The following is a 25,996-nucleotide window of genomic DNA, read 5'->3' as shown; positions in this document are numbered from 1 at the left end:
GGCAAAGCGTATAGCATTGAAGCGACGCGTGGGAACTGGCCTGAGGCCGCGACGGAAGCTTGATGATGTCGTCATATCCGACACGGCGGACATTTTTCGCCTTCATTGCCACTCTGGCGTTTGGTTTTTCGTCTGCCACCGCACAGGATGCGCGGCGAGCCTATGTCCCACCCGCGCTCGACACGGTGCACGCCGTTCCGTCCGAGCACGGCATGGTGGTGGCGCAGGAAAAGATATCGGCGCAAGTCGGCGCCGACATCCTGCGCCGCGGCGGCAACGCGGTCGATGCCGCGGTCGCCACCGGCTTTGCGATGGCCGTAACGTATCCGCGCGCCGGCAATATCGGCGGCGGCGGATTCATGGTGATCCATTCGGCCGAGCGCAACGAGGACATCACGATCGACTATCGCGAGACCGCGCCGGCTGCGACCACCCCGCAGATATTCCTCGGCGCTGACGGCAAGCCCGATGCCGCGAAGTCGCGGGATTCCGCGCTCGGCGTCGGCGTGCCCGGCACCGTCGCAGGTCTTGTGCTGGCCTTGGAAAAATACGGCTCGGGCCGGTTCACGCTGGCACAGCTGCTCGAGCCCGCGATTGGGCTCGCCCGCGACGGTTTTGTCGTCACCGACGACCTTGCCGACACGCTGCCGGGTTGGCACCGGCGGCTGGCGCGCTGGCCGTCGTCGGCCAGGATCTTCTCGCGCCCCGACGGCACACCGCTCGGCGAAGGCGACAGGCTGGTGCAGAGCGATCTCGCCGAAACGCTGTCGGCCGTCGCCGCACAGGGGCCGCGCGGCTTCTATGAGGGACCGGTCGCGGACAAGCTCGCCAAGGCCGTGACTGACGCCGGCGGCATCATGACGCCGGCCGATCTGAAATCCTATCAGGCGATGATCCGTGCCCCGGCGCACGGCACCTATCGCGGCTACGACATTGTCTCGATGCCGCTGCCTTCCTCCGGCGGCGTGGTGCTGGTGGAGACGCTCAACATCCTCGAGGGCTTTCAGCTGGCCGATCTGAAACAGGGGTCGCCGGCCTCGCTGCATCTGCTGATCGAAGCCATGAAGCGCGCCTATGCGGATCGTGCGCGCTATCTCGGCGATCCCGCCTTCGTCAATGCGCCGATCGACACGCTCACTGCAAAGGACTACGCCGCCAAGCTGCGCGCCGGCATCTCCACGGAGCGCGCCACGCCGTCGAAGCAGCTCGTCTCCGCCCCTCCCGCGCCGCGCGAGGGCACCAACACCACGCACTTTTCCGTCGTCGACGCCGGCGGCAATGCCGTCAGCAACACCACCACGCTGAATTTCAGCTATGGCGTCGGCCTGGTTGCCGACGGAACCGGCGTGCTGCTCAACAACGAGCTCGACGATTTCACCGCCGCGGTCGGCGCTTCCAACGCCTACGGCCTCGTCGGTTTCGAGCCCAATCTGCCCGGACCCGGCAAGCGGCCGTTGTCCTCGATGTCCCCGACCATCGTGCTCAAGGACGGCAAGCCGGTGCTGGTGACGGGCTCGCCCGGCGGCAGCCGCATCATCTCGACCGTGCTCCAGGTCATCGTCAACGTGCTCGACTACAAGATGGATGTGGCCGCCGCCGTCGCTGCGCCGCGGCTGCATCACCAATGGCTGCCGGACGAGGTGCGTATCGAGAGCGGCTTTCCCGGCGATGTGCTGTTCGAGCTGAAGGCGATGGATCACCTCATCGTCGAGCCGATGGGACAGACCTCGGCCAATTCGATTCTGGTGACGCCGAACGGTCCACTCGGCGCGCCGGATCCGCGTACCCGCGGCGCGGAAGCCGCGGGACAGTAGTCTCGCCGTTGCATGGCACGGCAGCGCGCGCCTGCTTGCGCGGGCTGCCCTGCGTGCTACCACCGCGCAGCTTTAAGGAACCGCCGGGGAAACGCACATGAGCACAGCCGATCCGACCCAGCGCATTGAGCGCGCGGAGATCGAAGACACCAGCCTTCTCGCCTTCTATCGCGACATGAACGCGCCGGAGCGGCGGACGTTCTGGGCCTGCGCCGCGGGCTGGGCGCTCGACGGCATGGACTTCATGATCTATCCGCTGGTGATCGGCACCATCATCGCGCTGTGGAAGGTCGATGCGGCCTCGGCCGGACTCGCCGGCACCGTGACACTGCTGGCCTCCGCAATCGGCGGCTGGCTCGGCGGCTATCTCTCCGATCATATCGGACGTGTCAGGACGCTCCAGATCACCATCATCTGGTTCTCGTTCTTCTCGCTGGTCTGCGCGGTCGTGCAGAATTTCGACCAGCTCCTGATCGCACGCGCCGTGCTCGGCCTCGGCTTCGGCGGCGAGTGGGCGGCGGGCGCCGTGCTGATGGGCGAGGCGATCCGGCCGCAATATCGCGGACGCGCAGTCGGTTCGGTGCAGTCGGGCTGGGCGGTCGGCTGGGGTCTCGCCGTGCTGTCGCAGGCAATCCTGTTCTCGGCTTTGCCGCCGGAGACGGCGTGGCGCTGGATGTTCGTGATCGGCGCACTGCCGGCGCTGCTGGTGTTCTACATCCGCCGCTCCGTCACCGAGCCGGAGATCGCGGCCGAGGCCCGCGCAAAACAGGCCGCGAGCGGCGATCGTCCGGCGCTCTGGGAAATCTTCTCCGGCCCGATCCTGAAGACCACGATCCTGGCCTCGCTGATGGCGACGGGCTGCCAGGGCGGCTACTACGCCGTCACCTTCTGGGTGCCGCAGTTCCTGACCAAGGAGCGGCATCTGTCGATCGTCGGTTCGACCGGCTATCTCTCGACGCTGATCATCGGCTCTTTCATCGGCTATCTCGTCGGGGCCTGGCTCGCGGATCGCATCGGCAGGCGCAATCTGTTCCTGATCTTCTCGATCGGCGCCATGGCCGTGGTGCTGCTCTACACGCAGCTGCCGCTCACCAACGAGATCCTGTGGGTGCTCGGCTTCCCGCTGGGCTTCTTCGCCTCGGGCTATTTCTCAGGGATCGGCGCGTTCCTGACCGAGCTCTATCCGACGCGGCTGCGCGGCTCCGGCCAGGGCTTCTGCTACAATTTCGGCCGCGGCATCGGCGCGCTGTTTCCGTTCCTGGTCGGCGCGCTCTCGGCGACGACGTCGCTCGCAAATGCGATCGCGATGTTCGCGGTGGTGGCTTACGTGCTGTTCTTCATTGCCGCCTTCGCGCTGCCGGAGACGCGCGGGCGCGTGCTGCACGCGGACTAGTCCGGCGTTATCACCCCGGGGCGGTGAGGAACCTTACCGTCCCACCTGGTACGGCCCGCCCTTTTCCAGCGCTCTGGCGTAGGCCGACCGCGCGTGGATGCGCTCCAGGAATGCCATCGCCTTTGGATGGCCGAGCTCGAGCCCGCCACGCGCTTGCGCGGCTTCGAGCGGGAAGCTCATCTGGATATCGGCGGCGGTGAACTCGCTGCCGGCGAACCACTCGCTCTTGCCGAGCTCGCCTTCCCAATAATCCATGTGCTGCTTGAGCTGCGGATTGACCAGCGCGGTGAGCGCCTGGTTCGAGACCTTGCGCACCAGTGGGCGAAGCAGCGCGGGTGCGCGCTTCGGCATCAGCGTGAACAGCAGCTTGAGCAGCAGCGGCTGCATCGCCGAGCCCTCCGCATAGTGCAGCCAATAAGTGAAGCGCAGCCGCTCCGGCGTGTTCGGCGGCGGAATCAGCCGGCCGTTGCCGTAGGTCGCAATGAGATATTCGATGATCGCGCCTGACTCGGCGATGGTGTTGCCGTTGTCGGTGATGACGGGCGACTTGCCGAGCGGATGGATGGCGCGCAGCTCCTTCGGCGCGCGCATATCCGGCTGGCGCTGATAGCGCACGATCTCGTAGGGCACGCCCAACTCCTCGAGCAGCCACAGCACCCGCTGCGAGCGGGAATTGTTGAGGTGGTGAACGGTCAGCATCGTTGAGGTCCCCAGGCTAGGCGTGGTCGGTCGGCCGCGCCGTTCGTGCCAGCCCGGGAACACAATGTCGAGCCATCCAGACGGATAATTTCACCCGGGTATATTGACGTCAGCAATTTACCCGGATATTAAAAGGCCAACGTCATCAATATGGCAATGATTTCAATGCAACGGACTTTCACTGCGTTCCAGGGCCATCGCCGCCTGGCGTCCGGGCCAGCGGGAGAGATCGCGCTGGTCGTCAAGCGGATCACGCCACCGCCGGACGAGCCCATCATCATCTTCGAGGACAGCACGGGCCGACCGATCGACTTCGATCTGCGCGGCGGGGATCGCGAGGTGCTGGCGCGGGTGGCAAAGCTTGTCCCGCCACCGGTCGAGGAGTCCGCGCCACCGAGCGAGCCGCGCGGGCGCGGCCGGCCGAAGCTCGGCGTGGTCGCGCGCGAGGTGACGCTGCTGCCGCGGCACTGGGAGTGGCTCGGAGCCCAGCCGGGCGGCGCCTCGGTCGCGCTGCGAAAGCTCGTCGACGAGGCAAGACGCGTAAGCGGCGACAAGGACCGCGAGCGGCAGGCGCGCGATGCGGCCTATCACTTCATGTTGACCATGGCGGGTAATCTGCCGCAGTTCGAAGAAGCGTCGCGCGCCCTGTTCGCGGACGACCGGCGGCGCTTCACCGGACTGATCGCCGACTGGCCGGTCGACGTCCGCGACCACATCGTCAAGCTCGCCTACAGCGACCGCGCTTAGGCGCAGCACTTTCTCTCACCCCATCGACGGCCGAGCCGCGCGCGCATCGCGCGGCAACGGCTTCGCACGCCCCGATGAAAGGCCTATCCATGTCCGCGCCAAAGCCGCTCTGGACGACATTCCTCCGCTTCCTCGCGCCGCTGGTGCTGAGCAACGCGCTGCAATCGCTGTTCGGGACCGTCAGCAACGTCTATCTCGGCCAGATGATCGGCGTCGACGCGCTCGCAGCGGTGTCGGCGTTCTTCCCGGTGATGTTCTTCCTGTTCGCCTTCGTCATGGGCCTGAGCACCGGCGCCACTGTGCTGATCGGCCAGGCCTTTGGCGCTGGCGAGCATGGCAGGATCAGGATCGTCGTCGGCACGACGCTCGCGATCGGCCTGCTGCTCTCGCTTTCGGTTGCATTGGTCGGCGGCTTCTTCAGCCGGCAATTAATGACGATGCTCGCGACGCCTCCGGACATCCTCGACCAGGCGAGTGCCTATGCGCGCATCATGCTGCTCACCATGCCGCTCGGCTTCGTCTTCCTGCTGATGACGGCGATGATCCGCGGCGTCGGTGATGCCGTGACGCCGCTGCTGGCGTTGGCCTTGTCGACCACCATCGGACTGATCCTGACGCCGATGCTGATCCGCGGCGCGTTCGGGATACCTGCCGCCGGAATCACCAGTCCGGCCTGGGCGGCAGCGATTTCCAACGCACTGACACTCATCGCACTGGCCGTCTATCTGCTGCGGACGAAGCATGCACTGGCACCGGATGCCGCGCTGCTGCGTCATCTGCGGCTCAATCGTGCCGTGCTCGGAAAGATCCTCGGCATCGGACTGCCGAGCGCGGTCGGCATGGTGGTGATGGCAGTCGCCGAGCTGGTGCTGCTCGGGCTCGTCAATGGCTTTGGATCGGATGCCACCGCCGCGTATGGCGCAGTCAACCAGGTGATGGGCTACACGCAGTTCACGGCAATGTCGATTTCGATCGCGGTCTCGATCCTCGGCGCGCAGGCCATCGGCGGCGGCAACAGGGCGCTGCTCGATGGCATCGTGCGCACCAGCCTCCTGTTCAACATTGTCCTGACCGGCGGGCTGGTGGGGCTGATCTATCTGGCGCCGCGGGCCGTGCTCGGCCTCTTCATCACCGACAGTGCCGTACTCGACCTCGCCGGGGGACTGCTTCACATCGCACTGTGGAGCTCGGTGCCGTTCGGCTTGGCCACCGTGTTTTCCGGAGCCATGCGCGCGGCCGGCGTCGCCTTGACGCCAATGCTGCTCTCGATCTTCGCCATTGTCGCAATCGAGCTGCCGGCCGCTGTGATCCTGAGCCGCACGATCGGCCTGAAAGGTGTGTGGGCCGCCTATCCGATCGTGTTCTGCGCCATGTTCGTTTTGCAGATGGGCTATTACCTCACGGTGTGGCGCAGGCGCGCGATCCAGCGTCTGATCTGACCGGATCATCAAGATATTATGGCCATCATTAAACGGTGGACCCGTGGCGCGCCCTGCGCCACAATGGATGAAAAGCCAGATCAAAAGCCAGGTCAGGGAGAACGATTTTGACCCGCACAGCCCCGCAATTCCTGTTCGATTTCGGCAGCCCGAACGCCTATCTCAGTCATCTCGCGATCCCGGCGATCGAGCAGCGCATCGGCGTCAAATTCGAGTACGTGCCGATCCTGCTCGGCGGCATCTTCAAGTCGACCAACAACAAGTCGCCGGCCGAGACGCTCGCCGGCATCAAGAACAAGCGCGAATTCCAGGCGGTCGAGACCGAGCGCTTCGTCAAGCGCTTCAAGGTCCAGCCCTATGTCATGAATCCGTTCTTCCCGGTCAACACGCTGAACCTGATGCGCACGGCGATCGCGGCACAGGCGGAGGGCGTGTTCGAAAAGTATGTCGAGGCCGCCTTCCACCACATGTGGCGCGAGCCGAAGAAGATGGACGACCCGGAAGTCGCGGCGAAGGCGCTGGCGTCCTCCGGCCTCGATGCCCAAAAACTGTTCGCGCGTGCCCAGGAGCCAGAGGTCAAGGGCAAGCTGATCAAGAACACCGAGGACGCCGTTGCCCGCGGTGCGTTCGGCTCGCCGACCTTCTTCGTCGGTAACGAGATGTTCTTCGGCAAGGAGCAGCTGCGCGAGGTCGAGGAGATGGTGTCGGGAAAGTGAAGCGCGCGAATGGCGCCTAGCGAATAGCGAGTGGAAATCGCGCCTGCTATTCGCTACTTCCTGTTCGCCATCCGCCAAAAATAAAGCCAAGTATAAAGCCAGGAATAAAACGGAGTTCTCCCATGCGTATCCTCGTGGTCGGCGCCGGCGCCATCGGCGGCTATTTTGGTGGCAGGCTGTTACAGGCCGGCCGCGACGTCACCTTCCTGGTCCGGCCGCGGCGCGCCAGCGAGCTCGCGAGCGCCGGCCTCGTCATCAAGAGCCCGAACGGCGACGTGACGCTGAAGAATCCGCCGACCGTTCAGGCCGACGCGCTCAAGGAAAAGTTCGACGTCGTGCTCTTGAGCTGCAAGGCGTTCGACCTCGACGACGCCATCAACTCGTTCGCGGCCGCGGTCGGGCCTGATACGGCGATCATCCCCATGCTCAACGGCATGAAGCATCTCGACACGCTCGACGAAAAATTCGGCAAGGAGCGCGTGCTCGGCGGCCTCTGCGCCATCGCGGCGACCCTGAACGAGAAGCGCGAAGTGGTGCAGCTCCAGCCGATGCAGTCGCTCAGTTACGGCGAGCGCGACGGCAAGCTCTCGGACCGGGTCAAGGCGATCGACGAGGCCTTCAAGAGCGGCATCAATGGCGCCGCCGCCAGCCAGAACATCATGCAGGACATGTGGGAGAAGTGGGTGTTCCTGTCTTCGCTCGCCGCAAGCACCAGCCTGATGCGCACCTCCGTCGGCAACATCCTCGCGGCCCCCGGCGGCAGGGACTTTTTGCTCGGCATGCTGGACGAGACCAGCGCGATCGCCACCGCGTCGGGCTACACGCCGGGCGGCCCGTTCTTCGAGCGCGTGAAGGGCAACCTCACCACCGAGGGATCGCCGATGACGGCATCCATGTTCCGCGACATCAAGGCGGGCCTGCCGGTCGAGGCCGATCACGTCGTCGGCGATCTCATCGCGCGCGCCGACGCCGCCAAGGTGCCGGTGCCGAAGCTGCGCATCGCGTATACGCATCTGAAGGCGTATGAGAGGCAGCGGGCGGGGTAGCTCCAAGCTCCGCTGTCGTCCCGGGGCGCGCAGAGCGCGAGCCCCGGGACGACAGCGGCGCTTGCCGCAACGACTCCGCGTTACTTGAAATACGCGAGATAGTGCGAGACGGCGGTGATTTCCTCATCGCTCATGTGATAGGCGACATCGGCCATCGCAGCACCACCGCCGCCGACGCGCTGGCTGCTCTTGTAGTCGTGCAGCGCCTTGACGAGGTATTCCTCGCGCTGGCCGGCGAGCCGCGCAACCGCCTTGGTGCCGGCGAAGCTATCCGTATGGCACGAGGCGCAGCGGCGGCCGACGGCGACTTGCGCGCCTTTTTTCGACAGGTCCGGATCCCCGTCTTCCGCGGCCTTCGGCGGCGTCATCTGCGCGAAATAGGCGCCGAAATTGCGGATGTCCTCGTTGGTGATCTCCTCGGCGATCGGCTGCATCTGGTCGTTCTTGCGCGAGCCGGCGCGGAAGAACACGAGCTGCCACTGGATGAATTGATCGGGCTGGCCGGCCAGCGAGGGGATGTTCTCCGTCTGCGAAATGCCGTTCTCGCCGTGACAGCCGGAGCAGACGGCGGCCTTCTCCTGGATCGCGGCATTATCGGCCGCCTCGGCTCGGACGAATGCAAGTGCTGCTAGCGAAAGCGTCACAGACAGAATTCCAAACCGAACGGCTCGCATGGTTGATTTCTCCGACTGTCATTGCCGGGCTTGACCCGCCTGCTTGGCGTAGGCCCGGCAATCCATCCTGTTTGCAAAGAGGTTTCTCGTTTGATGGATGCCCGGATCAAGTCCGGGCATGACGAACGCGTTCCGCTGCAAGCCTGTCACAAACAAACGAGGCTGCGACCGTCATCCGGTCGCAGCCTCGTGTCGTCCTACGCTACTTCTTGCTGTAGCTGATGCGATAGATCGCGCCGGCCCAGTCGTCGGCGACGAGGATCGAGCCATCCTTGGCGAGGATGATGTCGTTGGGACGGCCGAGATAGCCCTGGTCGCCCTCGATCCAGCCGGAGGCGAACACCTCCTTCTTGGCGTTCTTGCCGTCGGGGCCGACGATCACGCGCGTGATATTGCCGCCCTGGTACTTGTGACGATTCCAGGAGCCATGCTCGGCGATCAGGATGTTATTCTTGTACTCGGCGGGGAATTGATCGCCGGTATAGAACTTCATACCGAGCGGAGCGACATGCGCGCCGAGGTTCAGCACGGGCGGCGTGAACTCGGAGCACTTGTGACCCATCGCGAACTTCGTATCCAGCAGGTCGCCCTGGTGGCAGTAGGGATAGCCGAAATGCTCGCCGATCTTCGAGATCATGTTCAGCTTGTCTGAGGGCAGATCGTCGCTGATCCAGTCGCGCGCGTTCTCGGTGAACCAGTATTTGCCGGTGCGCGGATCGACGTCCCCGCCGACCGAGTTGCGAACGCCGAGCGCGTAGATCTCGGCGTTGCCGGTCTTGGGATCGACGCGGCGGATCTGCGAGACACTAGTCGGGGGCACGCCGACGTTGAAGGGCGGTCCGAACGGCAGGTAGAACCAGCCTTCCTTGTCGACCGCGATGTACTTCCAGCCATGCGCGGCATAGGAGGGCATGTCGTCATAGACGACCTTGCCGTCGCCGAGCTTGTCGAGATTGGCTTCGGCGTTGTCGTAACGGATCAGCTTGTCGACCGCGATGACGTAGAGCGCGCCATCCCTAAAGGCGAGACCGGTGGGCATGTTCAGCCCCTTCAGGATGGTCTTGACCTCTTTCTTTCCGTTGTTGTCCTTGATGGCATAGACGTTGCCGAGGCCGAACGAGCCAACGAACAGCGTGCCCTTGTCACCCCAGGCCATCTGCCGCGCGGCGAGAACGCCGGGCGCATAGACTTCGATCTTGAAGCCGGCCGGCAGCTTGATCTTCTTCATCATCGCGGCGAGCTCGGCCTCCGACGCGCCGGTCGGCGGGCCTGATGGCGGCGCGAGGCCCTTCTGCGCCTCGGTCTCGTCGCCGAGGAACCAGTCGTCCGGCGGATGGGTCCAGAACTCCTTGGTGCCGGATTCGTATTTCTTCAGCTGGCGGTTCTTGTCCTGCTGTTGCGCGCTGACTGCGCTTGTCCCCGCGAGAAGGGCAACCGCTGCAAGCGCCAGGACGGATTGAAAGACGGATTGATGGAATTTCATCACGTCACTCCCCTAAGGCAGCCGTCAGGGCTGCACGTTATTTTGTTTTGCTAGTCGAGAGGCGAAGTTCGGAGTCTGTCAGGACGACAGACGCAAAAAGGTTAGCACATCTGCGGACGGTGAGAAGCGCGTCGGGAGCACTGCAGTCAGACTCAATAGAAATTGAGACTGAACGCCACGAAGATTTGCACGGCGACGATCACGGTCTCGCTGCAACGCGGAATCAAAAAATGGTGCGTGACTGATTTGCAGGCAGCAGGAAGAGCGGTCGCACAAAATTGCGAAAACAACCCCATGCACAGTAGAACGGCTCACCCCGGTCTGCTCCCGGTGACGCCGGGCAGACATTTGATGCGTCGAGCAAAACGGCAAAGACGGCGATTACGAGGCGACGGGATAGGGTCCGTCGTCGAATACCGTGTCGTGATAGCCTTTCGACCCGATCTCGCGTGCCAGCGTGCTGCGAAAATCCGTCCCATCGCGCAGGCTGTTCAGGACATGCGCGAAGTCGAATTCGGGCCGCCAGCCCAGCTCGTGCCGCGCACGGTCGTTGACATAGACGCGGTCGATCTCGGGGAATAGCCGCCATCCGCGCGCCGCATAGAGCTGCGCGCAATCCGGGTAGAGCTCGCGCACGACACCGGCCGCGTCGCGCGCGAGCGCCGCGAGATGACGGGGCTCGAACGGGCTCGTCGCGGAGATGATGTAACGGGCAAAACCGATCTTCGGCGCGCGCTCGACGCCGAGGAGATGGGCGCTCACCGCGTCCGCTATATCCAGCCGTCTATAGAGCAGCTCGTTGGCCTGTGCGTTGTCCAGCGGGTAAGCCGAGCGCATCGCGGGATCGTCATCGTCCTCAGGGAAGAAGCGCGAGGTCCTCAAGATCACGACGGGCAGGCCGCGCTCGCGAAAGAACAGCTCGCACAGAGTCTCGGCCATCAGCTTGGTCGTGCCGTAGATGTTCTTCGGCACCGGCGCCAGATCCTCGGTGACCCACACCGCAGCCTGTCCGGCTCCGGGTCGAAGCTGCGAGCCGAATGCGCTGGTGGTGCTGGTGAAGACGAAGCTGCGCACGCCAGCGGCTAGGGCCGCCTCGAGCAGATTGAGCGTGCCGGTGACGTTGGTGTCGACAAAATCCTGCTTGCCGTGGGTCGCCACATGCGGCTTGTGCAGCGTCGCGGTGTGGATCACGGCGGTGACGCCCTCCATCTGGCGCCGCACGAAATCGGGATCGACGATCGAGCCGACGGCATCGGTGAAGGGCGATGGCTTCAGATCGATTCCACGCGCGGGGAAACTGCGTCCCCGGAGCATACGGAGAACGGCCTCCCCAAGGTGGCCCGCGCTGCCCGTGACCAGAATTGTCATTTGAGACCCAATACAGCCGCCAGCGGCGTGGAAAACCACGGCCCGACCCGGTTTGGCTGGATGCGTTGGGAAAAATTGGAGCGGGCGAAGGGGCTCGAACCCTCGACCCCGACCTTGGCAAGGTCGTGCTCTACCACTGAGCTACACCCGCATCCTGTGTCGGTCGCATGACGCGCCGGCAACGGCTGTCGTATGCCAAAAGCGGACGGCGAATGCAACAGCTACCGGCAGCATAGATTCGCAATTGAAGGGCCATATGGACCCCGAACGCGGCCAAATCGCCCGAAAACGTCCCGGAACCGGCGAATCGGCCCTGATGGATTGAAATTCGGCCCATTCGGCCCAATCTAGGAGCCGACAACGAAGCATATGATTTGGCGACGTGCTAAAGAGCCGCCATTCCAGACATCAGACGAGGGGATCCCGTGACGATCATCGACCAGGGTAACGGAGCGGCGGGCGCGGCCGCGGCCGATTTGATCAAGGACACCACCACCCAGACCTTCGTGAAGGACGTCATCGAGGAATCGAAGCGCCAGCCGGTGCTGATCGACTTCTGGGCGGAGTGGTGCGGCCCCTGCAAGCAGCTCACGCCCGTATTGGAAAAGGCGGTCAAGGCGGCCAAGGGCAAGGTCAAGCTGGTCAAGATGAACATCGACCAGCATCCGGCGATCCCGGGCCAGATGGGCATCCAGTCGATCCCGGCCGTGATCGCCTTCGTCAACGGCCAGCCGGCCGACGGCTTCATGGGCGCAGTGCCGGAGAGCCAGGTCAACGCCTTCATCGAAAAGGTGACCAAGGGCGTGACGGCGCCGGGCGAGCCCAATATCGCCGAGATCCTGCAAGAGGCCGAGGCGGTGCTCGCCGAGGGGGACGCCGCCGCCGCGGCGCAGATCTATGCCGAGGTGCTGCAGCACGATTCGACCAACATCGCGGCCCTTGCCGGACTCGCGAAATGCTACGCCGTCTCCGGCGCGATGGAGCAGGCCAAGCAGACGCTGGCGATGGTGCCGGAATCCAAGCGCAACGACCCCGCCGTGAAGGCCGTGCAGACCGCGATCGATCTCGCCGAGCAGGCGGAGCAGCTGGGGCCGGTGGCCGAGCTGGAACAGAAAGTCGCCGCAAACCCGCTCGATCATCAGGCACGCTTCGACCTTGCGACCGCGCTGAATGCGCAAGGCAACCGGGCGGCGGCCACCGAGCAGTTGCTGGCGATCATCAAGCGCGACCGCAAGTGGAACGACGACGGCGCCCGCAAGCAGCTCGTGCAATTCTTCGAGGCGTGGGGTGGCACGGATGATGCTACCGTCGAGGGACGAAAGCGCTTGTCGACGATCCTGTTTTCGTAAGGGTTATTGTTGGAGCATGATCTTGTCGGAAAGCCGCTTCACACTTTGCGCTAACGCGGCCCTCCGGGTCCGGATCATGCTCTAGCGGTCTAGCGGGGTCCAGATGCCGATCAACATCGAATATCGCGGCCCCGCCGACCTGCCGGAGATCATTCCGGTATTTCCGCTGCCGGGCGCGCTCTTGCTCCCGCGCGGCCAGATGCCGCTCAACATCTTCGAGCCGCGTTACCTTTCGATGGTCGACGATTCCTTGCGCGACGGCCATCGCCTGATCGGCATGATCCAGCCCGACATCGCGCACTCGCCGAAGAATTCCGACAGGCCGGCGCTGTTCCGCGTCGGCTGCGTCGGCCGCATCACCCAGCTCGCCGAATCCGGCGACGGCCGCTACCTCCTCGAGCTCACCGGCGTCTCGCGCTTCAAGGTGGTCAAGGAGCTCGAAGTGCTGACCGCCTACCGCCAGTGCAAGGTGGACTTCTTCACCTTCGTCGACGACTTCACCGCGCGCATGGGCGAGGACGAGGTCGATCGCGAGGCGCTGCTGACCGTGCTGGCGGATTTCCTGAAGGCCAACAATCTCAAGGTCGACTGGGAAGGCGTCGAGAGCGCGCCTAACGAAGCGCTCGTCAACGCGCTGGCGATGATGTCGCCCTATGGCCCCGCGGAAAAGCAGGCCATGCTGGAGGCGCCGGATTTGAAGACCCGCGCCGAAATCCTGATCGCGGTGACCGAGATGGATCTCGCCAAGAAGCGCACCAGCGGCGATCCGCCATTGCAGTGAGGGGCGCGCTGCCGCGTCACGCTCCGTCATGCCCGGGCATAGCCGTCCGAAGGACGGCGTCGCTTCGCTCGCCGATGACCCGGGCATCCACGTCTGAGAGGCACAAAAGAACGTGGATGGCCGGGACAAGCCCGGCCATGACAAGGAGAGAGCGCCGCCTCAAAAACCCTATTGATGATGGCGGATGCGCTTGCGTCCGGTGAACATCGCGCGGATCAGGTTCTCGCGCTGGAGAAGCCCCATCAGCACGACGCCCAGCACGTGTACCACGGCCAGCACGATGACGGCGTCGGATGCAATCGCGTGGGTATCCTCGACCCACCACAGGCCGAAGAAGGTGACGGTCACCGACATCGCCCCCGTGATGGCCGAGATGGCGATCGCCAGCAGCAGCGCTACCAGCATCAAGGTGCCGGCTGGATTGAGGCCGATATAGCGGCCGGTCATGCCGCGGCGTAGATTCCAGAGATAGTGTGGCGCGACCCGAAGCCGGACGCCGACCATGCGGAAGCGCGAATAGCGGCTTCCCCAAAAACCCCAGACCAGGCGGAAGGCGAGAAGCCCGAGCACCGTATAGCCGACGATGCGGTGAAGGGTATCGTAGACGGAGGGCGTGAACCACGCGGCCAAGATGCTGACCGCGAGGGCCCAGTGCCAGAGGCGTAGCGGGAGGTCCCAGACTGCGACCGTCCGCGAAGCCGTTCGATCCGCGGGGGTCCCGTCGGACGCCCCGCGCGTTTCTGGCACCGCTTCGTCGATCAAGCCGTGACTATCCTCAAGCCTTGCTCAAGCCCTTGCTTGAAACCTTACTTGGCAACCGTCTTCTTCAGGCTAAGATCTTCCGGGCTGTAGAACAGCTCGTAGAGCTTGCCTTCCTTGACGCCGTAGACCTCATAGCACGAGCCTTCGATCTTGGAGCGCCGCACTTCGTAACCCAGCGCCTTGGCCTTGGCTTCGGCTTCGGCGGCCGGCTTCCACGACGCCTTGTCGAGCTTGGTGCAATCCTTGAACCCGTCGGCCATGGCCGCCGAGCTCATACCCATGCCGACCGTCAGTGCAATTGCAACAACACGAATGACCTTCACGAACGTCTCCTCCTCTGTCGTGTGCGCGCGTGGCGCGAAGCGGGAGCGAGGGAAGCAAAGGCGATGATGAAGTCAATCCGGTTTGGACGCGGATGGCTTTAGAGTTATTCTAACGATCCGGAAAAGATCAGTTGGCTCCGTAGGCAGCAGGCATTTGAGCGGCCGCTGCGGCCTTACGCCTCACGGTTTGACGGCCGGCATTCTGGGCGCGGCACCTCAATAGCCGGCAACCGCCATCGCAACGACGGCACTGAGCGCCATCCAGCCGAAATGCCGGCCGCGCGTGGCCCACGCGTTGGCGACAGCCGAGAAACCGAACACACAGACCATGGTGATGACGATCCAGCGGCGCGCCAGCTCCGAGTCCATCCAGGGCGCCGCGATCAGGAGCACACCACCACCGATCCAGGCGACGGTCGAGGCCTGCCAGACCAGGCGAATTAGGGTGCGGAGCCGTTCCGGCTCGATGCGGGCGCGGGCAAAGACCTTGGTCTCGCCGAGAACACCATGGATGAGGGCCACGGCAATGGCCACGACGCCGGAGCACTGGAGCAAGAGATCACGCATCGGCACAGCTCCCTGAAGCTTCGTCCATACAGTTGTGTATAGTGAGATAGGCGCTGGCCCGCCGCCTGTCAATACACTAGTGTATGGCCAATTTCCGGAACCGGTCATGACCGAACAACTCTCCGCCGACGACTGGATCAAACAGGGCCTGAAGGCGCTGGCCAAGAACGGCTTCACGGCCCTGAAAGCCGATCGGCTCGCAAAGGCGATGGGCGTCTCGCGCGGCAGCTTCTATTGGCATTTCGCCGATCTCGGCGCGTTCCACGCCGAAGTCCTGAAGCGCTGGCGCGAGATCGCGGCCGAACAGATCATCGCCGACGTCGAGGCCGCCGGCGACGAGCCGCTGAAGGCGCTGCTGCGGAGATCCTTTGGCGCGCGGCTCGACCTGGAGCGCGCCGTGCGCAGCTGGGCGGCGTTCGATACGGCCGCGCAAGGCGCGGTCCGCGCGATCGACCGCCGCAGGATCGACTATATCGAGACGCTGCTTGCGATGCGGGGCCTTGAGCCGGCGAAGGCGCAGGCCCGCGCGCAGATCCTGTACTGGACATTCCTGGGCTTTGCCTTGTCGGGCACGCCGGTACCGGCGGCACGGCTCCAGGGCCTGCTCGACGAGATCATGCGGATGGTCTCTGCCTAGATTCTTGTTTTGACGCGTTTTCTTTATGCGAGCCGGTACCCACTTCGCTCGAAAACGCTCTGGTGGCGCAATGGGCGGCCGCGATTTTCTGTGCTAGAGGCAAGCGATCTTCGGAGACCCCAATGAACGCGCCCACCGAACGCCCCGAAACCAGCGTCGATCCCAAATTGCTGGAGATCCTGGTCTGCCCGCTGACCAAGGGTCCGCTGGAGTTCGATTCCGCAAAGCAGGAGCTGATCTCGCGCAGCGCCAAGCTGGCCTACCCGATCCGCGACGGCATCCCGATCATGCTGCCGGAAGAGGCGCGCAAGATCGATTGATCAGGCGGCCCTCATGGTGAGGAGGCGCGATAGCGCCGTCTCGAACCATGAAAGCCCGGCTCTCTCACCTCGGCCTTCATCCTTCGAGACGCGCGCAAGCGCGCTCCTCAGGATGAGGAGTTAGAGCTTGCGCGATTGCTACAACGCCTCACCTTTCAGCAACCGCGGGATCTCACCGGTCAAACCAGCGGCCTGGCGGATGAAGAGGTTCTTCAGCGGCGGGGCGCGGTCGACGAGGCCGAGGCCGATGTCGCGCACCGTGCGCAGCAGCGTCGACTGGTTGGAGAACAGGAAGTTCAGCGAGTTGGTGGCAACGCCCATCGCCATGGTGTCGAAGCGGCGCCAGCGCTGATAACGTTCGAGCACGTCGACGCCGCCGAGATCCATGCCGAGCCGCGCGGCATCGACCACGACTTCGGCCAGTGCTGCGACATCCTTCAGCCCCATGTTGAGGCCCTGGCCCGCGATCGGATGGATGACATGCGCGGAATCGCCGACCAGCGCGAGACGCTCGGCGATGAAGGAGCGCGCCACGAAATAGGACAGCGGGAACGCACGCGGCTTGTCGAGCGCCTTGACCTCGCCGAGATGCAGGCCGAACCGGCGCTCGAGCTCGCCGTGGAACTCCTCGTCGCTCAACGCGATGATGCGCGCGGCCTCGCTGCGGCGCTCGGTCCACACCAGCGAGGATCGTTTTCCGGAGAGCGGCAGAATCGCGAAGGGACCCGCGGGCAGGAAGTGCTCCTCGGCGCGGCCGTCGTGATCGCGCTCATGGCCGACGGTGACGACGATGCCGGATTGATCGTACTCCCAGCCATGGGTGACGATACCGGCGCGCTCGCGCAGTTTCGACCGCGCGCCATCGGCGGCGACCAGCAGGCTTGCCGCAATCACGCTGCCGTCGCCAAGCGTCACGTCGACGCCTTCCGGGCGCGCGTCATAAGACGCGACCGTCGTGGCGCGGAGATCGATGCCCTCGGCTTCGGCCCGCACCACCAGCGCGTCGATCAAACGGCGGTTCTCGACCATATGCGCAAACGGTTCGCCCGGCGCGACATCGCCGGCAAAGTTCAGAAAAACCGGACGGGTGGCGTCTTCCAGCTTTGAATCGGTGACGACCATGTCGAGGATCGGCTGCGCCTCGCCCCTGACGGCGTCCCAGGCGCCGATGGCCTCGAACAGGCGGCGGCAGGCGGCCACGATCGCGGTCGCGCGCGGGTCGCGGCTCGGACGGGTCGCGAGCGCGGGGTCGGCGACGATGACGGGAATCTCGGGCCCGAGCCCCTGGCGCAGCGCCAGGGCCAGCGCGAGGCCGGCAAACGCGCCGCCACCAATGACAATGCTACCCTGTACCGGCATACCAAATTCCTGGTTCACACTTCGGCTTTTCCAGGCCTTGCTAGCAGACTTGAGGTGGGCGAAACAGTGCGGTGAAACAAGGGCGGAACTGCCTCATTCCGTCATTCCGGGGCGCGCAAAAGCGCGAACCCGGAATCCAGAGGTTATCGGCTCGGGATTCCGGGGTCATCGCTGTCGCGATGCCCGGGAATGACGAGATGCTTCGAAAGCACCATCATGTCCAAAGGCCTGATCGACCTGATCTCGATTCTCGACCTCGAACAGCTCGAGGTGAATCTGTTCCGCGGCAACAGCCCGAAGACGGGCTGGCAGCGGGTGTTCGGCGGCCAGGTGATCGGGCAGGCGATGGTTGCGGCCTGCCGCACGGTCGAGGGCCGGCTGCCGCATTCGCTGCATTGCTATTTCATCCTGCCGGGCGATCCGCAGATCCCGATCATCTACCAGGTCGAGCGCCTGCGCGACGGCAAGAGCTATTCGACCCGCCGCGTCACCGCGATCCAGCACGGCAACGCGATCTTCTCGATCATGGTGTCGTTCCACACCGACGAGGAGAGCGCGTTCGATCATCAGGACAAGATGCCCGACGTGCCGCCGCCGGAAAAGCTGACGGCGGAGGAGGTGGCGAAGCAGCCGATGTTCAAGGAGATGCCGGAGTTCATCCGCCGCTACTACGAGTCCGATCGTCCGATCGAGCTGCGCCCGGTCGAGCTCGGCCGTTATTTCGGCCAGAAGATCGAGGACGGCCGCATTCACGTCTGGATCAGGACCGCGGCAAAGCTGCCGGACGATCCGGCGCTGCACATGTGCGCGCTGGCCTATGCCTCGGATTTTTCGCTGCTCGACGCGATCATGGCGCGCTACGGCCGCACGCTGTTCGACAAGCGCATGATGCCCGCGAGCCTCGACCACGCGATGTGGTTTCATCGCCCGTTTCGCGCCGACGAATGGCTGCTCTACGCGCAGGATTCGCCGAACGCACGCGGCGGCCGCGGCTTGACCCGCGGCTCGATCTTCAAGCCCGACGGCACGCTGGTCGCCTCCGTCGCGCAGGAAGGTTCTGTGCGCGAGCGGAAGTCCTAGCGCCCAGGCGCGAGTTCGTCGCGCCTGGGATTTGCGATCAAGCTCCGAGCGACCCGCGCGGAGCGAGCTCGGTCTGCGACGCGAACCAGTTCATGATCCAGCGATACACCCACGGGATCGGGATGATGAGGCTGGACAGGATCGCGGCGACGATGCCGCGCCAGAGAATGCCGAGACCGCTGCCCTTGAACACGATCTCACGGCGCGTGCCTTCGATGCTGCGGCAGAACCAGCGCATCTGCGCCGCGGCGACCCAGGCCCAGCCGATGATCGTGATGATCGAGATCGCGAACAACAGATTCCAGCCGATATAGGCCCAAGCTGAGCCGGAGAAGCTGAGCCCGAGCGGCTGCTCGTTGGAGGCGAGGTTCGCGACCATCCATTTGATCAGCAGCCAGTAGAGCACGATCTGCGCGATGAACAGCAGATTGCTGAGCAGCGCACTGCCGATGACGCCGATCGCGATCGCCAGGACGATGAAGCCGAAGAACCAGGGCACCAGCGTCATCGCATTGCCGGTGAAGCTGAGATTGGGCCGGCCGGGCACCTTCACGCAGGACACGATCCATTTCGTGTACCAGACGAACACCCACGGCACCGGAATGATGAGGCACATGCCGATCAGCATCACGATGCTGCGCCAGGTGAACTCGAGGATGCCGAAATCGACCGACAGCGCTCCTCCGCTGCCACCGCCACCACCAGCGTAGCCGGCGCCAGCGTAACCACCGGAGCCCATCATCGGCGGACCGCCGGCCGGCATCATCGGGGGCGCACCGCCACCGCCGATCAGGCCGGGAATTTCGGCGGCCTTCTGCCAGCCGGCCATGCCCTCGGACCACACCAGCGTATCCGGGCGCACAACTCCCTGCGCGACCAGGTCGCGGAATTGCCCTTCCGGATAGGGTCCCTGTTGCTTGCCCTCGGATGCGTAGAACCAACTCGCCATGAAGCGTCCCCCTCAAACATACTTTTGTACCGGCCGGGACGCTTCGGTTCACCGCATCCATGCCAAAAACGCATTGTGAAGGATGAACGGATGCCCTGTACAGAGGCGGCGGTTCACATGGCCAAACGTTTTTCCGCTTCAGTCTGCAAGTTTTTTATGCCATTTGCCCGGAAAGATGCCAGATTGACGCTGCGCCGGGGACATACGGCGTGGCGCATCCCCGGGGAATAGGCCTGACCATGAAACTCGTCGTCGCGATCATCAAACCCTTCAAGCTCGATGAAGTCCGCCAGGCGCTGACCGCGATCGGCGTCCACGGCATGACCGTGACCGAGGTGAAAGGCTACGGCCGCCAGAAGGGTCATACCGAGATCTATCGCGGCGCGGAATATGTCGTGAACTTCCTGCCGAAGCTGCGGATCGAGATCGCGGTCGCCTCCGACGTCGCCGACAAGGCGGTCGCCGTGATCACCGCGACGGCGCGCACCGGGCAGATCGGCGACGGCAAGATCTTCGTCACGCCGATCGACCACGCGCTGCGCATCCGCACCGGCGAAACCGACAGCGACGCGCTTTAAGGCTTTTTGTTTTGACGCGTTTTCTTCACGCGAACCGGTATCCACTTCGCTCGAAAACGCTTTGATCCTTCTTCGATCGCACCGGGCAACGACGCCACAGCGTGCGACGCCAATTGATGCCGGGGGGAATGACATGGCGGGATTGTTGCGCCGCGCAGCTGCTATGGCTGCGCCGCTCGGATTTGTGACGTTCGTTGCGGCGCCCGCATACGCCGCGGGCTCTGAGATCAACACCGCCGACACCGCCTGGATGATCGTCGCCACCGCGCTGGTGCTGATGATGACGATCCCCGGCTTGGCGCTGTTCTATTCCGGCATGGTGCGCAAGAAGAACGTGCTCGCCACCATGGCGCAGAGCCTCGCCGCGGTGACGATGATCTCGATCCTCTGGGTGGCGTTCGGCTATTCGCTCTGCTTCGTCGGCGACGGGCCTTGGATCGGAACGCTCGACCGCTGGTTCCTCGCGGGCATGACGATGGACAGCGTCAACCCGGCGGCGAAGACGATCCCGGAAGCGCTGTTCATGCTGTACCAGATGACCTTTGCCATCATCACGGTGGCGCTGGTCGCGGGCTCGGTCGCCGACCGGATGCGATTCTCCGCCTATCTGGTGTTCTCGGTCGCCTGGTTCATTTTCGTCTACATTCCGCTGGCGCATTGGGTGTGGGGCGGCGGCTTCCTCGCCAGCATGGGCGTGCTGGATTTCGCCGGCGGCCTCGTCGTGCATCTGTCGGCCGGCACCGCCGGCCTCGTCGCCGCCAAGGTGATGGGCCGCCGCCACGGCTACGGCACCGAAAATCTGTCGCCGTTCGATCTGTCGCTCGCGGTGATGGGCACCGGCCTGTTGTGGGTCGGCTGGTTCGGCTTCAACGGCGGCTCGGCGGGCGCAGCCAATTCGCGCGCGGTGCTGGCGATCATCGCGACGCATCTTGCGGCCTGCTCCGGCGCGCTGACCTGGGGCGCGATCGAATGGTCGACCCGGCGCAAGCCGTCGGTGCTCGGCATGATCTCCGGCGCGGTCGCCGGGCTCGGCACGATCACGCCGGCTTCGGGCTTCGTCGCGCCCTGGCATGGCATCGTCATCGGTATTGTCGCCGGCGCCGTCTGCTACTGGGCCTGCACCTGGCTCAAGCACCGCTTCAACTATGACGATTCCCTCGACGTGTTCGGCGTCCACGGCATCGGCGGCCTGACCGGCACGCTGCTGGCCGGCGTGTTCGCGACTTCCGCGATCGGCGGCACCGCCGGCCTGATCGAGGGCCATCCGCAGCAATTGCTGATCCAGCTCTACGGGGTCGCCGTCACCTTCGTCTGGGCGGCCGGCGTGAGTTTCGTCCTGCTCAAGCTGGTCTCCCTGTTCGTGCCCTTGCGCGTATCCCGTGAGCACGAGCTGGAGGGACTGGATATTTCGCAGCACGGAGAAGCGCTTCAGTAATCGGGGGCTTGCGCGACACATAAGCACATGCTTATGTATTGGCATGATCGAAGCCGACATCTTCAAGGCACTGGCCGACCCGACGCGCCGAAAGGTCTTTGAGAAGCTCGCCGGCGGAAGCCTGAATGCCAGCGCTTTGCGCGACGGTTTGGAGATCAGCCAGCCGGCGATGTCGCAGCATCTTTCGGTGCTGCGCGCGGCAGGCCTCGTACGCGAACAGCGGCAGGGCCGCTTCGTGAACTACGAAGTCGACCCGGACGGAATCGTGGCCATCGGCACATGGCTTGCGCGCTACCGTGCCTACTGGCCGAAGCGCATGGAAGCACTCGCCGATCTCCTCAAGGACATGGATCAATGAGCGACGCAGCGAAACCTGATCCCTCCGACGCAAAACTGGTGCTCGAATATGAATTCGACGCGCCGCCAGCAAAGGTCTGGCGCGCCGTCACCATTCCGGCCTTGCGCGAGCGCTGGTTGCCGGATTGCGACCTTGCAGGCGCCGAGCCTGAATCAACGATCGCAGGCGAAGAGGTGCGCTACCGGCTTCGCGATTCAGAGCCGCCGTTTCGCGAGAGCCACGTCATCTTCCGGATCGAGCCGAACGAGGACGGCGGCACGCGCTTCCGCATCATCCAGCAAGCCTGCGAAGAGCGAACAAAGCTGCCGCAGCCGGCCAACAGCAATTGCTGCCTGATGCGCGCGGCGGCTTAAACACCAACAAGACTTCGTCACCTGCAAACATGGAGGTCGCCAATGCGCGACATGCTTCAGCTCGTCCCTATGGTTGTCGAGCAATCCGCCCGCGGCGAGCGATCCTTCGACATCTATTCGCGGCTCCTGCGCGAGCGCATCATCTTCCTCAACGGCGAGGTCAATGATGCGATGTCCGGACTGGTGTGCGCGCAATTGTTGTTCCTGGAGGCGGAGAATCCGAACAGGCCGATCAATCTCTACATCAACTCCTATGGCGGCGTGGTCACCTCTGGTCTCGCCATGTACGACACCATGCAGTTCATCAAGGCGCCGGTTCATACGCTGTGCATGGGCACCGCGCGCTCGATGGGCTCGTTCCTGCTGATGGCCGGCGAGCCAGGTCACCGCGCCGCGCTGCCCAATGCGAGCCTTCACGTGCATCAGCCGCTCGGCGGCTTCCAGGGCCAGGCGTCCGACATCCTGATCCATGCCAACGAAATGCAGGAGACCAAGCGGCGCATCACCCGGCTCTACGCGCAGCATTGCGGGCGCACCGAGGCGGAGGTGGAACGGACCCTGGACCGCGACCACTTCATGACCGCGCAGCAGGGGGTCGAGTGGGGATTGATCGACCGGGTCTTTGCGGAGCGCGAGGCCGCCTGACGATTCAGGCCGGTTGCGCGCATCCCGTGAGCACGCCGAGGGCCGGTTCGATATTTCGCAGGGCGGCGGGGCCCTTTGTCGGGCCCCTTCTGTAATAAAATACCTTCTTGCTGCCCGACACGTGAGCAGCAATTGTGTCGACAGCCTGTCGTGCCCGCTTTTTGATCAGGCGTGACCACGTTTTGAGCGCGACGTATTAGCGCACTGCACCGCAGCACGCGTCAAACGCGAAAACACCCGTTTTCATAGTCCGTTAGGCAACGCGCCCGATCTGGCACGGCATTTGATTCTAAGGGTGCTGGCTGTGCCCGCGTAGTGAACTTCTCCCTCGTGGCGAACCAGTCGAGAAACGCCCGGCCACGTCCGGACCGGGCCAAGCGGGGATAGGACCCATGAAAATTGTTATGGCGATTATCAAGCCATTCAAGCTGGAAGAAGTCCGTGACGCCCTGACCGCCATCGGCGTTCACGGTCTCACGGTGACGGAAGTCAAGGGATATGGCCGCCAGAAAGGCCATACGGAAATCTATCGCGGTGCCGAATACGCCGTGAGCTTCCTGCCCAAGATCAAGATCGAGGTCGCTGTCGCCTCCGACCAGGTCGACAAGACCATCGACGCCATCACGTCCGCCGCGAAAACCGGGCAGATCGGCGACGGCAAGATCTTCGTCATCAACCTCGACCATGCGGTTCGCATCCGCACCGGCGAGGCCGATGCCGCGGCCCTTTGATTTCGCGCTCAACCTTTACCAATCAGGAGTGAATAAAATGACGTTTAAGCGTCCCTATGGCGCGGGATTGGCGGCTCTCGCAGTCGGCATGTTCGCTGCGACCGCGGCCTATGCCGAGCCAACGGTCAACAAGGGAGACAACGCCTGGATGCTGACATCGACAGTGCTCGTGCTGTTGATGACGATCCCCGGCCTCGCGCTGTTCTACGGCGGTCTTGTCCGTTCCAAGAACATGCTCTCCGTGCTGATGCAGGTGTTCTACACCGTCTGCGTCGTCACGGTAATCTGGGCCGTGTACGGCTACAGCCTCACCTTCACCGGCGGCTCCGACTTCATCGGCGGCTTCTCCAAGGCCTTCATGATGGGCGTCACCACCGACTCGAAGGCCGCGACCTTCTCGGTCGACGCCAACATCTCGGAGCTCATCTATATGTGCTTCCAGATGACCTTCGCGGCGATCACGCCGGCCCTCATCGTCGGCGCCTTCGCCGAGCGCATGAAGTTCGCGGCAATCGCGCTCTTCATCCCGCTCTGGGTCACGCTGATCTACTTCCCGATCGCGCACATGGTCTGGTACTGGCCCGGCCCGGACATGATCCAGGACGCTGCCAAGGCACTCGCTGCTGCCACTGATGCGGCTGCGAAGACCGCGGCGCAGGCCAAGCTCGACGAGATCAACGCCGACGCCGGCTGGATCTTCAAGAAGGGCGCGATCGACTTCGCTGGCGGCACCGTGGTGCACATCAACGCCGGCATCGCAGGTCTCGTCGGCGCTCTGCTGATCGGCAAGCGCGTCGGCTACGGCAAGGAGCTGATGGCTCCGCACTCGCTGACCATGTCGATGATCGGCGCCTCGCTGCTCTGGGTCGGCTGGTTCGGCTTCAACGCCGGCTCCAACCTCGAAGCCAACGGCGGCGCAGCCCTCGCCATGACCAACTCCTTCGTCGCCACCGCGGCCGCCGCGCTGTCGTGGATGTTCGCGGAGTGGATCGTGAAGGGTCACCCGTCGGTGCTCGGCGTCATCTCCGGCGCTGTCGCGGGCCTCGTGGCCGTCACGCCTGCCGCCGGCTTCGCCGGCGTGATGGGTGCGATCGTCCTCGGCCTCGTGGTCGGCGTGGTCTGCCTGTTCTTCTGCACCGTCGTGAAGAACGCGCTCGGCTACGACGACAGCCTCGATGTGTTCGGCGTGCACTGCGTCGGCGGCATCGTCGGCGCCCTCGGCACCGGCATCCTCGTCAATCCGGCGCTGGGTGGTGCGGGCATCATCGACTACACCGCGATCCCGCCGAAGGTTGCCGATTACGACTTCGCGGCGCAGATGGTCTCCCAGCTCTGGGGCGTCTGCACCACGCTGGTGTGGTCGGGCATCGGTTCGGCGATCCTCTACAAGGTCGTCGATGTGATCGTTGGCCTCCGCGCCAATGTCGAGACCGAGCGTGAAGGCCTCGATATCACCGAGCACACCGAGCGCGCCTACAACATGTAACTCTCCTCCCGGGCGCGGCCTCCGCGGGGGCCGTGCCCACAACTACGGTTTGGGGCACATACCCGGCAATGTCCCGACCGTTGAGGGGCTCCAGCGCAAGCTGGAGCCCCTTTCTTTTTGCCTTCTTTTGTCCTGCGCGACAAAGAAAGCGATTGCCATTTCAGATTGCCGGCGCAGAAATATCGACCACAACGAAAAACAAACCGGGAGGTCGTCATGCGTTTGGAAGGCGGATGCTATTGCGGCGAAGTGCGCTACGTGGCCGAAGGTGATCCGATGATGCAGGCCCAGTGTCATTGCCGCGAGTGCCAGTACATCTCGGGCGGCGCGCCCAACACCTTCATCGCGATGCCGGCGGCCGGCTTCAGCTACATCACCGGGCAGCCCAAGCAATTCACGCGCAAGGACCTCGAACGCGCCGTCACGCGCGAATTCTGCGCCGAATGCGGCACCCATCTGGTGACCAAGGTTCCGGGCCTGCCGGCGGCGATCCTGAAGGTCGGCACCTTAGACGAGCCCGCGCAGTTCCATCCGCAGATGGCGATCTACACCTGCGACATGCAGGAGTTCCACGCGATCCCGGTGGGCATGAAGACATTCGAGAAGCTGCCGGGGCACTAGGCGCGCCCATATCCGGAAACTCGCCATGCCCGGGCTTGCCCCGCCTGCGCGGCCGAAGCCCGCTTCGGCGAGGCGAAGGCCCGGGCATGAACGTTCTTGGGTACGGTAGAATGGGCCGGGGGATGGCCGGGACAGGCCCGGCCATGACGGGACCCGGGCCCGCCATGCGTCCGCTCTATCCGGCCTCATTATTCCCGCTCCGGACGGACCGGACCTCAAATCCAGGTCACGGAAATGACTCTTGATGGCGCGGAAAGCCGATGGTTAATCGCGTCTTAACCTC

At 64.2% G+C, this 25,996-nt stretch carries 28 protein-coding genes and 1 tRNA gene; 19 read left to right on the top strand and 10 right to left on the bottom strand.

Annotated features, from left to right (window positions below; translation table 11 throughout):
- The first annotated feature begins 62 nt into the window (after positions 1-62).
- Together ggt and AB7245_RS01415 are read left to right on the top strand one after the other, a co-directional pair.
- Positions 63-1,814 (top strand): gamma-glutamyltransferase, encoded by a 1,752-nt coding sequence (ggt, locus tag AB7245_RS01420; RefSeq protein WP_231143752.1) that lies wholly within the window; start codon positions 63-65, stop codon positions 1,812-1,814.
- 97 nt (positions 1,815-1,911) lie between these two features.
- Positions 1,912-3,207: an MFS transporter gene (locus AB7245_RS01415; RefSeq protein ID WP_063980311.1), complete on the top strand. Its 1,296-nt coding sequence runs from the start codon at positions 1,912-1,914 to the stop codon at positions 3,205-3,207.
- 33 nt (positions 3,208-3,240) lie between these two features.
- Here the strand turns inward: AB7245_RS01415 and AB7245_RS01410 are convergent, their stop codons facing one another.
- Positions 3,241-3,906 (bottom strand): glutathione S-transferase family protein, encoded by a 666-nt coding sequence (locus AB7245_RS01410; RefSeq protein ID WP_063980310.1) that lies wholly within the window; start codon positions 3,904-3,906, stop codon positions 3,241-3,243.
- A 165-nt stretch (positions 3,907-4,071) separates the two neighbouring features.
- Between AB7245_RS01410 and AB7245_RS01405 the strand changes: the two genes are divergently transcribed.
- From AB7245_RS01405 to panE, 4 genes are all read left to right on the top strand, one after another.
- Positions 4,072-4,653 carry a DUF2239 family protein gene (locus AB7245_RS01405; RefSeq protein WP_063980309.1) on the top strand — a complete coding sequence of 194 codons (582 nt, stop codon included), beginning with the start codon at positions 4,072-4,074 and terminating at the stop codon, positions 4,651-4,653.
- A gap of 89 nt (positions 4,654-4,742) precedes the next feature.
- The gene (locus AB7245_RS01400; RefSeq protein WP_439033828.1) at positions 4,743-6,092 is read left to right on the top strand and encodes an MATE family efflux transporter; all 1,350 of its coding nucleotides are present in this window, start codon (positions 4,743-4,745) and stop codon (positions 6,090-6,092) included.
- Between the two features lie 107 nt (positions 6,093-6,199).
- Complete coding sequence (locus tag AB7245_RS01395; protein WP_063980307.1) at positions 6,200-6,808, top strand: 2-hydroxychromene-2-carboxylate isomerase; 609 nt, start codon at positions 6,200-6,202, stop codon at positions 6,806-6,808.
- 122 nt (positions 6,809-6,930) lie between these two features.
- A complete protein-coding gene (gene panE / locus AB7245_RS01390) occupies positions 6,931-7,854 on the top strand; it encodes a 2-dehydropantoate 2-reductase (RefSeq protein WP_063980306.1) in 924 nt (307 codons plus the stop codon).
- An 80-nt stretch (positions 7,855-7,934) separates the two neighbouring features.
- Here panE and AB7245_RS01385 read toward each other — a convergent pair whose 3' ends face one another.
- From AB7245_RS01385 to AB7245_RS01370, 4 genes are all read right to left on the bottom strand, one after another.
- On the bottom strand, positions 7,935-8,528 hold the full coding sequence (locus tag AB7245_RS01385; protein WP_063980305.1) for a c-type cytochrome: 594 nt from the start codon (positions 8,526-8,528) through the stop codon (positions 7,935-7,937).
- Positions 8,529-8,730: 202 nt separating this feature from the next.
- A complete protein-coding gene (locus AB7245_RS01380; protein WP_166104978.1) occupies positions 8,731-10,011 on the bottom strand; it encodes a PQQ-dependent sugar dehydrogenase in 1,281 nt (426 codons plus the stop codon).
- Between the two features lie 381 nt (positions 10,012-10,392).
- Positions 10,393-11,379 (bottom strand): NAD-dependent epimerase/dehydratase family protein, encoded by a 987-nt coding sequence (locus AB7245_RS01375; protein ID WP_063980303.1) that lies wholly within the window; start codon positions 11,377-11,379, stop codon positions 10,393-10,395.
- Between the two features lie 76 nt (positions 11,380-11,455).
- Positions 11,456-11,530: transfer RNA gene (locus AB7245_RS01370), tRNA-Gly, on the bottom strand.
- Between the two features lie 274 nt (positions 11,531-11,804).
- On the opposite strand from AB7245_RS01370, the gene trxA reads away from it, so the two are divergent.
- Both trxA and AB7245_RS01360 read left to right on the top strand, forming a co-directional pair.
- Complete coding sequence (trxA, locus tag AB7245_RS01365) at positions 11,805-12,728, top strand: thioredoxin (protein ID WP_063980302.1); 924 nt, start codon at positions 11,805-11,807, stop codon at positions 12,726-12,728.
- A gap of 103 nt (positions 12,729-12,831) precedes the next feature.
- The gene (locus AB7245_RS01360; protein ID WP_063980301.1) at positions 12,832-13,509 is read left to right on the top strand and encodes an LON peptidase substrate-binding domain-containing protein; all 678 of its coding nucleotides are present in this window, start codon (positions 12,832-12,834) and stop codon (positions 13,507-13,509) included.
- A 168-nt stretch (positions 13,510-13,677) separates the two neighbouring features.
- Here AB7245_RS01360 and AB7245_RS01355 read toward each other — a convergent pair whose 3' ends face one another.
- From AB7245_RS01355 to AB7245_RS01345, 3 genes are all read right to left on the bottom strand, one after another.
- On the bottom strand, positions 13,678-14,271 hold the full coding sequence (locus tag AB7245_RS01355) for a cytochrome b/b6 domain-containing protein (protein WP_084794915.1): 594 nt from the start codon (positions 14,269-14,271) through the stop codon (positions 13,678-13,680).
- A gap of 44 nt (positions 14,272-14,315) precedes the next feature.
- Entirely contained in the window at positions 14,316-14,594 is a 279-nt protein-coding gene (locus AB7245_RS01350) for a PepSY domain-containing protein (protein WP_028150199.1), read from the bottom strand.
- A gap of 216 nt (positions 14,595-14,810) precedes the next feature.
- Entirely contained in the window at positions 14,811-15,161 is a 351-nt protein-coding gene (locus tag AB7245_RS01345; RefSeq protein ID WP_063980300.1) for a hypothetical protein, read from the bottom strand.
- 106 nt (positions 15,162-15,267) lie between these two features.
- On the opposite strand from AB7245_RS01345, the gene AB7245_RS01340 reads away from it, so the two are divergent.
- Together AB7245_RS01340 and AB7245_RS01335 are read left to right on the top strand one after the other, a co-directional pair.
- Positions 15,268-15,798, top strand: coding sequence for a TetR/AcrR family transcriptional regulator (locus AB7245_RS01340; RefSeq protein WP_063980299.1), 531 nt, complete (start codon positions 15,268-15,270; stop codon positions 15,796-15,798).
- Positions 15,799-15,920: 122 nt separating this feature from the next.
- Positions 15,921-16,118 (top strand): Trm112 family protein, encoded by a 198-nt coding sequence (locus AB7245_RS01335; RefSeq protein ID WP_011083431.1) that lies wholly within the window; start codon positions 15,921-15,923, stop codon positions 16,116-16,118.
- Between the two features lie 138 nt (positions 16,119-16,256).
- Here AB7245_RS01335 and AB7245_RS01330 read toward each other — a convergent pair whose 3' ends face one another.
- Positions 16,257-17,477: a ubiquinone biosynthesis hydroxylase gene (locus AB7245_RS01330; protein ID WP_063980298.1), complete on the bottom strand. Its 1,221-nt coding sequence runs from the start codon at positions 17,475-17,477 to the stop codon at positions 16,257-16,259.
- 216 nt (positions 17,478-17,693) lie between these two features.
- Here AB7245_RS01330 and tesB point away from each other — a divergent pair, with 216 nt between their 5' ends.
- On the top strand, positions 17,694-18,557 hold the full coding sequence (tesB, locus tag AB7245_RS01325; RefSeq protein ID WP_063985977.1) for an acyl-CoA thioesterase II: 864 nt from the start codon (positions 17,694-17,696) through the stop codon (positions 18,555-18,557).
- A 37-nt stretch (positions 18,558-18,594) separates the two neighbouring features.
- On the opposite strand, the gene AB7245_RS01320 is transcribed toward tesB, so the two are convergent.
- Positions 18,595-19,506, bottom strand: a complete 912-nt coding sequence (locus tag AB7245_RS01320; protein ID WP_063980297.1) for a DUF4339 domain-containing protein — start codon at positions 19,504-19,506, stop codon at positions 18,595-18,597.
- Positions 19,507-19,745: 239 nt separating this feature from the next.
- On the opposite strand from AB7245_RS01320, the gene AB7245_RS01315 reads away from it, so the two are divergent.
- The 8 genes from AB7245_RS01315 (at position 19,746) to AB7245_RS01280 (ending at position 25,713) form a co-directional block, all read left to right on the top strand.
- On the top strand, positions 19,746-20,084 hold the full coding sequence (locus tag AB7245_RS01315) for a P-II family nitrogen regulator (RefSeq protein ID WP_008142802.1): 339 nt from the start codon (positions 19,746-19,748) through the stop codon (positions 20,082-20,084).
- A gap of 133 nt (positions 20,085-20,217) precedes the next feature.
- Positions 20,218-21,519, top strand: coding sequence for an ammonium transporter (locus tag AB7245_RS01310; protein ID WP_063980296.1), 1,302 nt, complete (start codon positions 20,218-20,220; stop codon positions 21,517-21,519).
- A gap of 43 nt (positions 21,520-21,562) precedes the next feature.
- Complete coding sequence (locus tag AB7245_RS01305) at positions 21,563-21,877, top strand: ArsR/SmtB family transcription factor (RefSeq protein ID WP_014490770.1); 315 nt, start codon at positions 21,563-21,565, stop codon at positions 21,875-21,877.
- On the top strand, positions 21,874-22,230 hold the full coding sequence (locus AB7245_RS01300; protein ID WP_063980295.1) for an SRPBCC family protein: 357 nt from the start codon (positions 21,874-21,876) through the stop codon (positions 22,228-22,230). Before AB7245_RS01305 ends, AB7245_RS01300 begins: the two co-directional genes overlap by 4 nt.
- 42 nt (positions 22,231-22,272) lie before the next feature.
- A complete protein-coding gene (locus tag AB7245_RS01295; RefSeq protein ID WP_038932646.1) occupies positions 22,273-22,875 on the top strand; it encodes an ATP-dependent Clp protease proteolytic subunit in 603 nt (200 codons plus the stop codon).
- 392 nt (positions 22,876-23,267) lie between these two features.
- Positions 23,268-23,606, top strand: coding sequence for a P-II family nitrogen regulator (locus AB7245_RS01290; RefSeq protein WP_008142813.1), 339 nt, complete (start codon positions 23,268-23,270; stop codon positions 23,604-23,606).
- Positions 23,607-23,643: 37 nt separating this feature from the next.
- Positions 23,644-25,092 (top strand): ammonium transporter, encoded by a 1,449-nt coding sequence (locus AB7245_RS01285; protein ID WP_063980294.1) that lies wholly within the window; start codon positions 23,644-23,646, stop codon positions 25,090-25,092.
- A 216-nt stretch (positions 25,093-25,308) separates the two neighbouring features.
- Positions 25,309-25,713, top strand: coding sequence for a GFA family protein (locus AB7245_RS01280; protein ID WP_063980293.1), 405 nt, complete (start codon positions 25,309-25,311; stop codon positions 25,711-25,713).
- Positions 25,714-25,996: the final 283 nt, after the last annotated feature.

This window comes from Bradyrhizobium sp. 604_D8_N2_3 (assembly GCF_051810765.1).
Lineage (GTDB): Bacteria > Pseudomonadota > Alphaproteobacteria > Rhizobiales > Xanthobacteraceae > Bradyrhizobium > Bradyrhizobium barranii.
This window is presented reverse-complemented; position numbering and strand designations above follow the sequence as displayed.